We start from the raw sequence: 13,880 nt of genomic DNA on the forward strand, positions 1-13,880 counted from the left end.
ATGTATAAAGTTTTTGTAAATGATGTTCCTATTATTCTCTCAACAGAAAAGGATTTGGGAGAGAAATATGTATCTATTCCGTTAAAGGAGGTTAAATTAAAGAGGATTATCAAAAAGATCAACAAGGGAAAATTGCTCTACGTTAATCTTTATCACCAGAAAAAAGAGAAGCTTCTAAAGCACCTTTTTAAGAAGTTACCTGTAGTCACAGCCGGTGGAGGATTTGTACTAAATCAAAAGGATGAGGTGCTGTTTATTTTTAGAAACGGCCGGTGGGATCTACCCAAAGGGAAAGTTGAAAAGAGAGAGAGTATAGAGACAGGGGCTATTCGCGAAGTAGAAGAAGAGACGGGGGTGAAAAACCTCGAAATCTCTAAATTCCTGCAAACTACCTATCACGTGTTTCAAAGAAAAGGCCGGTACAGGCTTAAGGTCACCTACTGGTATGAAATGAGGACCGATTATGACGGCGAACTCATCCCCGAAGAGAGCGAAGGGATAGAGAAAGTGAAATGGAAAAGTATGGAAAAGGCGCAAAAAGCTTTGAAAAAGTCTTACGCCAATATTAAACTCCTTTTTCCCGAAGAAATTTTACCGGCTCACTCTAAAGACGGGATATCGCAAATGTGATACTTCATAGTGCTCACTCTTCTTGTGAATCCAGTCCAGTTGTGCGTACCAATTGGCAGCAAATTCGGGGTCGTTCTTCTTTTTAGCCAGGAACTCATTTTCAATTTCAGGATAATCGTCTAGAAATTCTCTTGCTACCTCCTCAAATACATATGGGGAGAAGCCTTCTTTTTGCTGCAGAATGCTGTCAAAGAAATTCCAGTTAAAGAAGGAATCCGGTGCCTGGGGCTCAAGTGTTGCCAGCAAGTACTTTGCTGCTTTTTGTTCAATAGGAATAAAAAGATCGCCTTGTTTAATATCTACTTTTTTCCTGCTGCTTTCTACCTCCACATTAAAATGTGGGTAATGCCCTTCATAAGGTGCAGTTATGGTTTCGTAGTTTTTAATCCTGTAGACTTCAACCACCATACTGGTGTCTTTTTCAAAAGGAACCATCTCTACATTGTTTAGTTCAAGTAGGTCCAGGATTGGCCACCACGCCTGCGGCACAATATAACCCTGGGGAATCTTCACTTCCCGGGAGGCCGTGAAACTATCATAGTAATCTACTTTTTTGGTGAAAGGGCGGGTAGTGTCATATTTTAATCTTTCAAATCCGGTGACTTCACTCGGGAACCTTTCTGCCTCATACCCCTTAAATTGTAGTTCCGAAACTCTGCTGCTGTCCACCTTAAAATCAAAAGCATAAGTACTTTTGGTCTTAAAGGCTTTGGTGTCCTGAGCCCTCAGTTTTTTAAGAAGTTCGGTATCTTTATCGGCAATGTCTATCATGGAGCGCAGAAATTCATAAGAGCCATAAACCCTCTTGTTATAAGGCTTAAGCATGTGCGTCTCCAGCATTATTCCGGGAGTGTTCCAAAGGGCAGCATACCCGGTCGAGTAGCGCGGGGTGTCAAGAAATTGCGTAAAACCTTTGTCGGGCACATCTCCAAACACATTCACGTAAGGAGTCATTTCCCAGTCTTTTTTCTTCAGGGCCTCTTCAACGGCGGGCCTTAGATCTTTTTTGATATAATTTCCCAAAGCTCCTCCCATCTGGTCGTGCTGTGTAATTACATGGGTAAGGGTGTACTGGTAATCGGCGCCATTACTCACATGGGTGTCAATAAAAAGATCGGGGTCTACCTTGTGAAAGATCTCGTAAAAGCTACGGGTGTTTCGGGTGTCGGCTTTTATAAAGTCGCGGTTGAGGTCATAATTTCTTGCATTTCCACGAAAACCATAAGCTTTAGGCCCATACTGGTTAGTACGGGAAAAGGAGTTGCGGTTAAGCGCGCCGCCAACGTTGTACACCGGGATTGCCGCAATCACCGTGTTTTCAGGCAGGCTTATAGAATCTTGTGCAAGATCTCTAAACAACATCATGGTGGCATCAATCCCGTCGCTCTCGCCCGGGTGTATGCCGTTATTGATCATTACTATGCTATGGTCTTCGCGAAGGCTTTCAAAATCAAAAGATTTGTTACGGCTGTAAGTCACCAGGTGTAGGGGTTCGCCACTATCGGTTTCTCCAATGCGCTCCAGATTAATGCTGGGGTACACCGCGGCAAGATCTTCGTAAAAGTCAATGATCTCGGGGTAGGTAGCAGTCTCTGTTCCTCCCGATTTTTCAAAAACAGTGGTGAAATCATAATCCTGCTCCAGTATATAGTTCGAAAAATCGCAGGAGCTAAGGCCAATGGCAATTACTGCCAAAACCAGTATTTTTTTCATGCAGGGAATTTTAACCGCCGTAAACATAAAGAAAAACTTCAAAAGCATAAAGTATTGCTAAGAATTAAGCAGGTTTTCCAGAACATGATAAAAAGCTTAAATTCGTAAAGCCCATTTCTTCGGAAGAAAAAGGTGTCAAAAATGCCATTTTTGACACCCCTTCCCGGTCACTAACTAAAACGAAACTCTTGAAAAAATATCTGTTCCTGGTATTCGCTATATTTTTCTTCGGAAAGCTCTCTGCGCAGCAAATTAGCGGAAAAGTAACTGATGCCTTTACCAATAAACCTCTTGAAAATGTCAAAATTACGTCAGGAGAATCTTCTGAAGCTGTTTTTACAGATGCTTCAGGCGTATTCAATTTTACTGCGGAAGGGCTGCCTGTAAACCTCATTTTTGAAGCTCCCGGCTACGGCCGAAAAATACTGCTGGCCAGCTCTTCTTCCGAAGATCTTTTTGTGGTTCTTGCACCTTCCGAAGGTTCCCTGTCTGAAGTTGTGCTGCGAAGTACCATAATTCCGAAGCAATTATTGCAAACTCCGGCGTCGGTTTCAGTATTAAGCGAAGAAGAGCTGCAAAGGTTTGATGAAACTAATGTGATGCAGAATATAAGTATTGTGCCGGGCGTGAATGTGCACCAGGGGGCTTTAAACACCAATAAAATGAGCATTCGCGGGGTGGGTGCCCGCTCGCAGTACAGCACAAACCGGGTAAAGGCCTATTTTATGGAAATTCCAATTACCAGCGCCGAAGGGGAAACGACGCTAGACGACCTCGATCCTGCCGCTCTGGAGCGCATAGAAATTATAAAAGGACCTACATCAAGTGTTTATGGCGCAGGTCTTGGCGGAGTGATCACTCTTTTTCCTGCCCGTGACATGGAGCAGGGAACAAAGGCTGATGTAAAAGGCACTTTTGGAAGCTATGGCCTTTTTAGGGGAACTGCCCGGGCAGCTCACGCTTCAAAATCGGCCAACATCACTGCCACTTACAATCATGTGGAAACCGATGGCTGGCGTGATAATTCGGCTTATGACAGGGATTCTTTTACCCTTTTTGGGCAGGTGCTGGCAGGAAAAAATGGAGAATTATCGGTACTGGGAAATTTTGTGCGCTTAAAAGCATTCATTCCGAGTTCGGTAAACCGGGAGACTTTTCTTAAAGATCCTTCTTCGGCGGCTTTTACCTGGGCTGCGCCCAAAGGCTACGAATCTTACGACAAAGGTCTACTTGGGTTCTCCTATGACTATCGTTTTTCGGAAGATTTTTCAAATATCACCAGTGTTTACGGCAGTTTTAGGGATGCGTATGAGCCAAGGCCGTTTGATATCCTTAACGAAGGGCAGTCAGCTTTGGGGGCAAGGACAAAATTCAGTCTTGAAAAAGACTTTTTTGGAGCCCCTGCACAAGTGAGCTTTGGTGTGGAATTCTATAACGAGTGGTATGATATTGCCACTTTTGAGAACCTGTATGAGCAGTTTGAAGATAAGGGCAGTGTGCCCGGTAGTTATTTAAGCCATAACGAGCAGGACAGGCGTTACTATAATATATTTCTTCAATGGAACCAGGAGGTGACCTCGCGGCTTAAACTGGAAGCCGGATTAAATCTCAACGCCACTTCTTACGAGCTGAGCGATCTTTATGAGGAAGACGATGTAGACCAAAGTGGAGCCTACAGTTTTAAGGAAGTGCTGTCACCCAGGATTGGTGCCGTTTACACAGTAACCCCGGGTAAAAATTTATATGCTTCGGTAAGTCACGGATTTTCTACTCCCACGGTAGCCGAAACACTTACTCCGGAGGGTTTGATCAATACTAACCTCAAACCCGAAACCGGAATTAATTACGAGCTGGGCTTCAAAGGAAACTTCCTAAACAACCGACTCTATGCTGAAATTATCGCGTTTTCAATCCAGGTGAAAAATCTGTTAGTAGCCGAACGAGTGGCCGAAGACCGGTACATTGGCCGCAACGCCGGAAAAACTGGCCACAACGGAATAGAATTGTTGCTCAATTACAATTTCCCTGTTTCAGCAAATGTACGGGCACGCACCTTTGTCAATGCAGCATACAATTCCTTCGAATTTAACAAATTTATAGATGAGGAAGAAGATTTTTCCGGCAACGATCTTCCGGCAGTGCCGCAGGAAACTGTAAATGCCGGGCTTGACATTGTCACTTCCTTTGGTTTAACCCTGCGAACTACATACCAGTTTGAAGGGGAAATGCCTTTAAATGATGCAAATACCGAATTCAGGAGTCATTACGACCTCCTGCATTTCAAACTCGCCCTGGAACCACTGGAAATGATCAATACTTCCATAAATAAGAACTGGGATTTGGAAATTTTTGGGGGTGTGAACAATGCGCTTGATGAACATTATGCGGCTTCGGTAATACCAAATGCAGTAGGTTTTGGCGGTAATGCCCCGCGCTACTTCTATCCCGGAATGCCCCGTAATTTTTATGGTGGTTTAGCGGTGGGATATAAGTTTTAAATCAATGAACAATTAGCAATTATCAATCAATAGTAAGCAGTATTCCTTTTAAACCACAAAAAATAAATAATAATAAAATATTCAATAAACAATATTCCTTATTCCTTTGAAACGGCATCTGGTACCATAAAATGATAGTCTCCGCCATTGCGAATCACATCGCGAACAACGGTTGAGGAAATATGGCTTTTTCCGGAGGAAGTGATAAAGAAAAGGGTTTCTACTCCGCTCATTTTAAAGTTGGTCTGGCCAATGCTCTTTTCAAATTCCAGGTCAATGGCATTACGAAGGCCGCGTAGGATGAATCCGGCGTTTTGTTTCCTGCAAAAATCTACGGTCATGCCTTTGTAGGTCATCACCTTGATCTTTGGTTCATCTTTATAGGTCTCTTCCAAAAACCTGACCCGCTCTTCGAGAGAGAACATATATTTTTTGTCTGAATTTGTTCCAATTGCCAGGATGACCTGGTCAAAAAGTGGGAGTCCGCGGTTAATGATATCAACATGTCCCAGGGTGATGGGATCAAAAGAACCGGGAAAAACTGCTGTTTTCATTCTGAAAAAATTTACTCTAAAATAGACATTTTTGGATACCTAAGATTTCAAGGCAGTTTCAATAGCACTGCCAAAAAGTTCTTTTAAAGAAATGCCTGCCGCCTGGGCCTGCTGTGGCAGAATACTGGCTTCACTGAGCCCCGGGTTGGTATTCATTTCAATAAAATGTGGTTCGTTGTTGTGGAAAATAAATTCAGATCTCGAAAAGCCTTTCATTTTTAGCTTTCGGTAAATGAGTTTTGCTATTTCCTGTACCTTTTTGGTTTGTTCTTCTGAAATTCGGGCAGGGGTGATCTCCTGAGATTTTCCGAGGTATTTGGCTTCATAGTCAAAAAACTCATTTTCAGAAACAATTTCGGTGACCGGCAGCGCGAGAATCTCATCGTAGTGAGTAATCACTCCAACCGAAACTTCGGTGCCATCGAGAAATGACTCAATAATGATCTCGTTATCTTCCTTAAAAGCAAATTTTGTGGCGGGAATGATTTGATCCCGCGATTTCACTTTGGTAATTCCGAAGCTACTTCCGGCTTTATTGGCTTTCACAAAGCACGGCAAACCAACTTTGGCAATAATTTCATCGGGATCAACTTCATCTCCTTTATCGACGAAATAATTTTCAGCAGTTTTTATTCCGAAGGGCTTGAGAACGCTAATAAGGTCTCTTTTATTAAAAGTGAGTGCCGACTGGTAGAAATCGCAGGAAGTCTGCGGAATGTCGAGCAACTCGAGATAGGCCTGTAAAAGACCATTTTCACCAGGTGTGCCGTGAATGGTATTAAAAACGCAATCAAAAGTGATTAACTGCCCATCAATTGTGACGGTGAAATTGCTGCGGTTTATGGGGTAAGGTGTGTCATTTTCTCCAATGACAAACCATTCTTTTTGCAGGATATGTACCCGGTAAGGGTTGTACTTACTGCGATCAAGGTTTTTGTAAACAACATTACCGCTGTTAATAGATATACGGTATTCGCTGGAGAAGCCGCCCATGGCTATGGCTACATTTTTCTTCATAATTTAATATCGCCCAATTATTTTCGTTAGCAAAAATAGCGACTAATAAATGAATGTCTGCAAAACCGCCTGATTTTATATCTTTGCCTTTTAAATTAAACTATGAGTTTCTTCCGATTTCTCTTTAGCAAAACCTTTCTTATTCAATTGGTTTTGGCTGTATTTGCGGTAGTTTTAATCGCCTTTATTATACTTCAATGGCTCGATTATTCTACAAATCAAGACCAAAGAATTACCGTACCCAACCTGGAACGTTTGTCCCTGGATAAGGTTGATGAACAACTTGCAGAGCTCGACCTGCGCAGGGAAATTCTGGATTCTGCCAATTATAACCCCGACTTTCCGCCGTACTCGGTGATAGATCAGGTGCCGCTTCCGGGGAAAGAGGTGAAGGAGAACCGAAAGATCTATTTGACGCTCAATCCTTCAGGATTTACGAAAGTTGAAATCCCTGAAAATCTTATCCGAAGAACGCGCAGGCAGGTAGAGCCAACCTTGCGTTCCCTGGGTTTTGAAATAGGAACAATTACATATAAACCCGATGTTGCTAAAGATGTGGTGCTCGAAATGCGTCACAGAGGCCAATTGCTGGAACCGGGAATGAAACTGATGAAAACTTCAAAAATTGACCTTGTGCTTGCCGATGGCTCCAGGAGATATGGAATGGAAGAAGAAGAGGATAGTACCGCACAAGACCCAATTTTGAACGACCTGGAAGACGAAGAATATGATTTCTGAAAATAATAACCCCGAACCCGAAGAGAACGATGATGACCTGTATGAACACCACAGGTTTGTAGCCGATAAAGGCCAGCAGCCATTGCGGGTAGATAAATTCCTGATGAATTATATCGAAAAGGCCACTCGTAATAAAATTCAAACTGCGGCTAAAGAAGGCAATATTCACGTGAATGAGGTTCCCGTAAAATCTAATTATAAGGTAAAGCCGGGAGATGTGGTACAGGTGCTTTTTGAGCATCCGCCTTATGAATTCCTGCTAACGCCAGAGGATATTCCGCTTGATATTGTCTATGAAGACGATTCCCTGCTTGTGGTCAACAAACCAGCAGGTATGGTGGTGCATCCCGGCCATGGGAACTACAGCGGCACACTTATTAATGCGCTGGTTTACCACTTTGAAAATCTGCCGCAAAACAGCGATGAACGCCCCGGACTTGTACACAGGATTGACAAAGATACCAGCGGACTCCTTGTTATTGCAAAGACCGAAAAAGCAATGACCAAACTGGCAAAACAGTTCTTTGACAAAAGTAGCGAGCGCGAGTATGTGGCTCTTGTTTGGGGAAATGTTGAAGAGGATGAAGGTACGGTTGAAGGCAATATTGGTCGTCACCCCAAGAACAGGCTGCAAAACACAGTGTATTTGGGAGATGATGAAGATAAAGGAAAGCCGGCGGTAACGCATTTCAACGTCCTGGAAAGGCTTGGTTACGTAACTTTGGTTTCCTGCCAGCTTGAAACCGGGAGAACCCATCAAATAAGGGTTCACATGAAGTACATTGGCCACACGCTCTTTAATGATGAGCGCTATGGTGGTGATAAGATTTTGAAAGGTACAACTTTTACAAAATACAAACAGTTTGTAGACAACTGCTTTAAAGTGCTGCCCAGGCAGGCACTGCATGCAAAAACACTGGGTTTCAAACATCCTGAAACAGGCGAGTGGCTGAGGTTTGATTCTCCTGTGCCACAAGATATGCAGGATTGTATAGAGCGTTGGAGGAATTATGCTAAAAATCAGAAAGAATTCATTGATGAATAAGCTTTTTTGATAGGCCTATCAAAAGGAATAAACGATCCCGGCAGGAAATCTTGTCGGGATTTGATATTTTTGAGGGGTAATAGAAAATTTCTTAAGAGCATTCCATGAAAATAGTTGTATCGCCCGCCAAAACCCTCGACTACAAATCTAAACTGCCAACCACCAGAGGAACCCAACCGTCATTTCTGGAAACCACAGCCGGCATCAACCGGAAGCTTTCGCGCATGTCTAAAAAAGAAATCGCCGATCTTATGAGCATTAGCGATAAGCTGGCCGATCTCAATTACAACCGCTATCAGGAATTTTCTGAAGAACATAACAAACAAAACTCCCGGCCTGCAGTCTACGCCTTTGCCGGAGATGTTTATACCGGGCTTGATGCTTATACCATTCCTACTGAAAAAATCGATTTTATGCAGGATTCCCTGCGGATCCTTTCGGGCTACTACGGAATTTTAAGGCCGCTGGATCTTATTCAGCCGTACCGCCTGGAAATGGGAACTTCATTGCCGGTAAACCGAAAGAAGAACCTTTATGAAGTGTGGCAGGAGAAGGTGACCAGTTATTTGAACAATGAACTTAAAGAAGATGAACTTTTTGTGAATCTTGCCAGTCAGGAGTATTTTAAAGCTGTAGATGCCTCAAAACTAAAGGTGCAGGTCATTTCACCGGTGTTTAAAGACTTTAAGAATGGAAAATTAAAGATCATCAGTTTTTTTGCTAAAAAAGCCCGTGGTACTATGGCCAGATTTCTAATTGAATCTGAAGCCCAGACACTTGACCAGCTCAAAGCTTTTGATGGCGATGGCTATAGATTTTCGGCTGAAGAAACTACCAATGAAAACGAGCCGGTTTTTACCAGATAGCTTCAGCAGCAGGAATTGTTAAAGTATTTAAAAAAGCGGTGTCTCACCGCTTTTTTCTTTTTAATTTCTGAACCTGCATAAGGTTCCAAAAATGTTATATTTTGAGGAGTCTTCAGAAGTAAATAAAATTAATAAAAAAGCAAGTTCGTAAAATGAAAATTAAAAAGGTTTTAGTAGCAAACAGAGGAGAAATAGCCATACGAATCTTTAGGGCCTGTACCGAGATTGGGTTGAGAACCGTAGGGATCTATACCTATGAAGACCGCTATTCGCTACACCGTTACAAGGCTGATGAATCTTACCAGATAGGGGCAGATAAAGATCCTTTAAAACCTTATTTAGATATAGAGGCCATTATTAAGGTGGCCAAAAAGAACGGCGTGGATGCTATTCATCCCGGCTACGGATTTCTTTCTGAAAATGCCGAATTTGCTAAACAATGTGAAGAAAACGGGATCATTTTTATAGGTCCTAAAGTTTCTGTGCTTCGATCTTTGGGAGATAAGGTAAAAGCCAAGGAAGTTGCGGTGGCAAATGATATTCCTGTTATTCGGAGTAATGAAAAAGACCTTACTACAGTTGAAATTGCGCTCGAAGAAGCTGAAAAAATTGGATATCCGGTCATGCTTAAGGCTGCATCGGGCGGGGGAGGCCGCGGTATGCGGGTAATACGCTCAGAAGATGATCTAAAAAGCGGCTTTATTGAATCTAAAAGGGAGGCGAAAAATGCTTTTGGCGATGACACTGTTTTCCTGGAGAAGTTCGTGGAAGATCCTAAACATATCGAGATCCAGATTGTGGGTGACCACCATGGTAATTTGGTGCACCTGTTCGAGAGGGACTGTTCTGTGCAGCGCAGATACCAGAAAGTAATTGAATTTGCTCCTTCGATGGGGCTTGATGAAAAAGTAAAACAGAACCTTTACGATTATGCGGTTAAACTTTGTAAGGCCGTAGATTACAACAATATTGGGACTGTAGAGTTCCTGGTAGACAGAACCGGGGAGATCTTCTTTATTGAAGTAAATCCCAGGATTCAGGTGGAGCACACCGTCACCGAGATCGTTACTAATATTGACCTCGTTAAGGCGCAGATCTTTATTGCCGGTGGCTATAAACTGAGTGACAAACAAATCAAAATTGAATCTCAGGAATCTATTAAGATAAGCGGTTATGCTTTGCAATGCCGAATCACTACCGAAGATCCCACAAATGATTTTAAACCAGATTACGGTACCATCACCACTTATAGAAGTGCATCAGGTTTTGGGATTAGACTGGATGCCGGTAGTATTTACCAGGGCGTAAAAGTTTCACCTTTCTTTGACTCAATGCTGGTTAAAGTTTCAGCAAGCAGCCGAACCCTTGATGGCGCCTGCCGAAAAATGCGAAGGGCACTGGCCGAGTTTAGGATAAGGGGCGTGATGACCAATATTGGTTTCCTCGATAATATCCTGTCGCATCAAACCTTCAGGCAGGGCGATGTGACTGTGAATTTTATTAAAGATAATCCGGATCTTTTCAAGATCAGGAAGACACGCAACCGGGCGACAAAAATGGTAAAGTTCCTGGGAGATGTGATCATCAATGGAAGTGAGGATGTAAAAAATCCTGACAAGAAGAAATTTATTAAACCAGCAGTTCCTTCTTTTAAGGAGGATAACAGCTACCCGAAAGGAACCAAAAACCTACTTTCGGAATATGGGCCGGAAAAATTCTCCCGCTGGCTTTTGCACGAAGGCAAAGTGCATTTTACAGATACGACTATGCGCGATGCTCACCAAAGTCTGTTGGCTACGCGTATGCGTACCTATGATATGGAGAAGGTGGCCGAAGGTTTTGCCCGAAACCATCCTGAAGTTTTTAGTTTGGAAGTTTGGGGAGGTGCCACCTTCGATGTTTGTATGCGATTCTTGAAAGAGGATCCATGGGAAAGGTTAAGAAGGCTTCGCGCGGCAATGCCCAATGTGCTCCTGCAAATGCTTTTGCGTGGTTCTAATGGTGTGGGCTACACGGCCTATCCCGATAACCTGATTGAGAAATTTGTGGAACAGGCCTGGGAAAATGGAGTTGATGTCTTTAGGATCTTTGACAGTCTTAACTGGATGAAATCTATTGCTCCGTGTATTGAGCATGTTAGAAATAAAACTAACGGCCTGGCAGAAGGAACCATCTGCTATACGGGAGATCTAATGGATCCGAAACAAACAAAATACAACCTCGACTACTATGTGCAGCTCGGTAAAGATATTGAGAATGCCGGGGCACATATAATCGGGATCAAAGATATGGCGGGTATCCTGAAGCCCGATGCAGCTTTTGAACTGGTATCGGCTCTTAAATCCAGAATTAATGTACCAATCCATTTACATACGCATGACACCTCCTCCATTCAGGCGGCAACTTACCTTAAAGCCATAGAAGCCGGGGTAGATGTGGTTGATGTTGCCCTTGGAGGTCTCTCGGGCCTTACCTCGCAACCAAACTTCAACTCTATAGTGGAAATGTTGAGGTTCCATGACCGCGGAAGGGCTTTTAATACAGATAAACTAAATGAATATTCCCAATACTGGGAGGCTGTAAGGCGCTACTACTATCCTTTTGAATCTGGCTTAAAGGCAGGTTCGGGAGAAGTTTATAAGCATGAAATTCCCGGCGGACAATATTCCAACCTCAAGCCGCAGGCAGAAAGCCTTGGCCTGGCCGATCGTTTTCATGAGATCACCGAAATGTACAGCAAAGTAAATGACCTTTTTGGCGACATCATCAAAGTTACACCCAGCTCAAAAGTGGTGGGCGATATGGCGCAGTACCTGGTTAGTAATAACCTTTCAATAGAAGATGTGCTTGAAAAAGGAGAAAATATTTCTTTTCCCCAGTCGGTAAAAAGTTTCTTTAGAGGAGATCTTGGTCAGCCTCATGGAGGATTTCCTGAAAAGATCCAGAAGATCGTCCTCAAGGATGAAAAACCTTATACCGAAAGACCAAACGCACATTTGGAACCCATAGATTTTGAAAAGGAATTTGCCGAATTTGAAAAAACCTTCAGTGAAGGAATGGGCAGGGACGTGGAGATCACCGATTTCCTTTCCTATAAATTATATCCAAAAGTATTTACAGATTTCTATAACCACCATGTAGAATTTGGAGAGGTAATGAATGTGCCTACAAAGAATTTCTTCTATGGGATGGAACCGGGAGAAGAGATCATAGTAGATCTTGACCGCGGTAAAACGCTGCTTATCGAATTCCTGTCTATTGGAGAAACCGATGAAGACGGAATGGCAAAAGTTTTCTTTAAGGTAAACGGCCAAACCAGGGCAGTAGAAGTTAAAGACCGATCTGTTAAGGTAGAGAAAGTAGTACATCAAAAAGTCGATAAAAACGACAAAAAGCAGGTAGGTGCACCACTACAGGGAGCCCTGTCGAATATTCAGGTGGAGCCGGGGCAAAAAGTGGAGAAGAATCAGCCGCTGTTTGTGATCGAGGCTATGAAAATGGAAACTACCATCACCGCCAATACTGCGGGAGAAGTGGATAAGATTGTGCTCAAAGAAGGCGACATGGTGTATGCAGATGACCTGGTGGTTGTGCTTAAATAGTATAGAGAAGTTAGTACTGAGTATTGAGAAATAGATGGCGCGGATTTGCAATCCGTGCCTATTACGCAATAAAAGTATTGAGAAGTTAGTACTGAGAATTGAGATTAAAGCACCAAATTTCAAGCACCAAATTCTAATATTGGTTTTTGCGCAACCCGCAACACCTTGTCAGTCTTGTAACCTGCAACTTGGATCGTGAGATAAACCTTGAACTTTAAACATTAAACCTTGAACCTGTTTCATCACCAACATCCTTACAAACCCTTCATTCCTGAAAATGCCACAAAACTTATAGTAGGCACTTTGCCGCCTCCTCGTTTTACGACAGGGGAATTAAAAGAAGATGATGTGGATTTTTGCTATGGCAGCAGGGACGGGATGTTGTGGCAAATCATCGACAGGATCTTTGATCTGGATCTCAAATTTGAGAATACTCCCGAAGCCGTAAAACAGCGAAAGGATTTCCTGGCGAGTAAGGGGATTGGGATTTGCGATACGGTAGAAAGTTGCAGGAGGGACAAAATAGACGCCTCAGACCTCGGAATGCTGCACGTAGAGTTGCGGGATCTTATCGTAATCCTTCAGAAACATCCAGAAATAGATACATTGTTATTTACCGGCGGTAACAGTAAAAACGGACCTGAGTTCTTCTTCAGGAAGCTACTAAACCATCATAATATTAAGATCAAGGTGATTTCAAATGATGTACCCAGGGTGCACCAGTTCCTGCTAGATGGGCGGTCAATCAATACGGTATCACTCACCGCACCGTCGGGATCGGCAAACAGGGCTATTGGAAGTATGGAGCTGTACAAACACTTAAAACAACAAGACCCTGAATTCAATACAATTGATTTCAGGGTCTTGCAATACCGTCAGTTTTTTGAGGACTAAACGGATTCTTTTTCTAGCGGATCTTTTATTTGCTGTGGTTTCGTGGTAAATTTCCCTCTTTTGGGTCGCAGCTTTCCGAAGGTATTGAGCGGATTCTTACCGGTTTTGGTCTTTTTTTCACCCTTGCCCATTACTTTTTGTTCTGCTGGTCTTTGATATTGTCTTTTTCAAGATCAAATTCGTTCGTTTCCCTATCGCGGTTTCCTATCTGGCCACTAAGAGGATCATTATCACTACTTCTTTTTCTTTTATCGTGTTTATCTTCTATACGTCCCATAATTTCGTTTTTTGAATTCACTTCAAGATACGAAAATTCATACCCG

At 42.8% G+C, this 13,880-nt stretch carries 12 protein-coding genes; 7 read left to right on the top strand and 5 right to left on the bottom strand.

Annotation, left to right across the window (positions count from 1 at the left end):
• On the top strand, positions 1 to 630 hold the full coding sequence (locus tag V5739_RS11425) for an NUDIX hydrolase (RefSeq protein WP_266067874.1): 630 nt from the start codon (positions 1 to 3) through the stop codon (positions 628 to 630).
• On the opposite strand, the gene V5739_RS11430 is transcribed toward V5739_RS11425, so the two are convergent.
• Positions 592 to 2,343, bottom strand: coding sequence for a M14 family metallopeptidase (locus V5739_RS11430; protein WP_423818253.1), 1,752 nt, complete (start codon positions 2,341 to 2,343; stop codon positions 592 to 594). The two genes, V5739_RS11425 and V5739_RS11430, sit on opposite strands and share 39 nt — an antisense overlap.
• Before the next feature lie 188 nt (positions 2,344 to 2,531).
• Between V5739_RS11430 and V5739_RS11435 the strand changes: the two genes are divergently transcribed.
• Positions 2,532 to 4,841, top strand: coding sequence for a TonB-dependent receptor domain-containing protein (locus tag V5739_RS11435; RefSeq protein WP_423818254.1), 2,310 nt, complete (start codon positions 2,532 to 2,534; stop codon positions 4,839 to 4,841).
• Between the two features lie 98 nt (positions 4,842 to 4,939).
• Here the strand turns inward: V5739_RS11435 and coaD are convergent, their stop codons facing one another.
• Together coaD and V5739_RS11445 are read right to left on the bottom strand one after the other, a co-directional pair.
• Positions 4,940 to 5,395 carry a pantetheine-phosphate adenylyltransferase gene (coaD, locus tag V5739_RS11440; RefSeq protein ID WP_423818255.1) on the bottom strand — a complete coding sequence of 152 codons (456 nt, stop codon included), beginning with the start codon at positions 5,393 to 5,395 and terminating at the stop codon, positions 4,940 to 4,942.
• Positions 5,396 to 5,434: 39 nt separating this feature from the next.
• Positions 5,435 to 6,412 (bottom strand): D-alanine--D-alanine ligase, encoded by a 978-nt coding sequence (locus V5739_RS11445; protein ID WP_423818256.1) that lies wholly within the window; start codon positions 6,410 to 6,412, stop codon positions 5,435 to 5,437.
• A gap of 102 nt (positions 6,413 to 6,514) precedes the next feature.
• Between V5739_RS11445 and V5739_RS11450 the strand changes: the two genes are divergently transcribed.
• The 5 genes from V5739_RS11450 to V5739_RS11470 all read left to right on the top strand — a co-directional run bounded on the left by V5739_RS11450 (position 6,515) and on the right by V5739_RS11470 (position 13,557).
• On the top strand, positions 6,515 to 7,150 hold the full coding sequence (locus tag V5739_RS11450; protein WP_266067869.1) for a PASTA domain-containing protein: 636 nt from the start codon (positions 6,515 to 6,517) through the stop codon (positions 7,148 to 7,150).
• On the top strand, positions 7,140 to 8,195 hold the full coding sequence (locus V5739_RS11455) for an RluA family pseudouridine synthase (protein WP_423818257.1): 1,056 nt from the start codon (positions 7,140 to 7,142) through the stop codon (positions 8,193 to 8,195). The genes V5739_RS11450 and V5739_RS11455 overlap by 11 nt, the downstream gene beginning before the upstream one ends.
• Before the next feature lie 104 nt (positions 8,196 to 8,299).
• Positions 8,300 to 9,061, top strand: coding sequence for a peroxide stress protein YaaA (yaaA, locus tag V5739_RS11460; protein WP_423818258.1), 762 nt, complete (start codon positions 8,300 to 8,302; stop codon positions 9,059 to 9,061).
• A gap of 152 nt (positions 9,062 to 9,213) precedes the next feature.
• Positions 9,214 to 12,663: a pyruvate carboxylase gene (locus tag V5739_RS11465; RefSeq protein WP_423818259.1), complete on the top strand. Its 3,450-nt coding sequence runs from the start codon at positions 9,214 to 9,216 to the stop codon at positions 12,661 to 12,663.
• 234 nt (positions 12,664 to 12,897) lie between these two features.
• On the top strand, positions 12,898 to 13,557 hold the full coding sequence (locus V5739_RS11470; RefSeq protein ID WP_423820468.1) for a uracil-DNA glycosylase family protein: 660 nt from the start codon (positions 12,898 to 12,900) through the stop codon (positions 13,555 to 13,557).
• Here the strand turns inward: V5739_RS11470 and V5739_RS11475 are convergent.
• Positions 13,554 to 13,688: a 30S ribosomal protein THX gene (locus tag V5739_RS11475; RefSeq protein WP_345597387.1), complete on the bottom strand. Its 135-nt coding sequence runs from the start codon at positions 13,686 to 13,688 to the stop codon at positions 13,554 to 13,556. The two genes, V5739_RS11470 and V5739_RS11475, sit on opposite strands and share 4 nt — an antisense overlap.
• Positions 13,688 to 13,834 carry a hypothetical protein gene (locus V5739_RS11480; RefSeq protein ID WP_266067864.1) on the bottom strand — a complete coding sequence of 49 codons (147 nt, stop codon included), beginning with the start codon at positions 13,832 to 13,834 and terminating at the stop codon, positions 13,688 to 13,690. The genes V5739_RS11475 and V5739_RS11480 overlap by 1 nt, the downstream gene beginning before the upstream one ends.
• Between the last annotated feature and the right edge of the window lie 46 nt (positions 13,835 to 13,880).

The sequence above is a fragment of the Salinimicrobium sp. TIG7-5_MAKvit genome (assembly GCF_049569215.1).
GTDB lineage: Bacteria > Bacteroidota > Bacteroidia > Flavobacteriales > Flavobacteriaceae > Salinimicrobium > Salinimicrobium profundisediminis.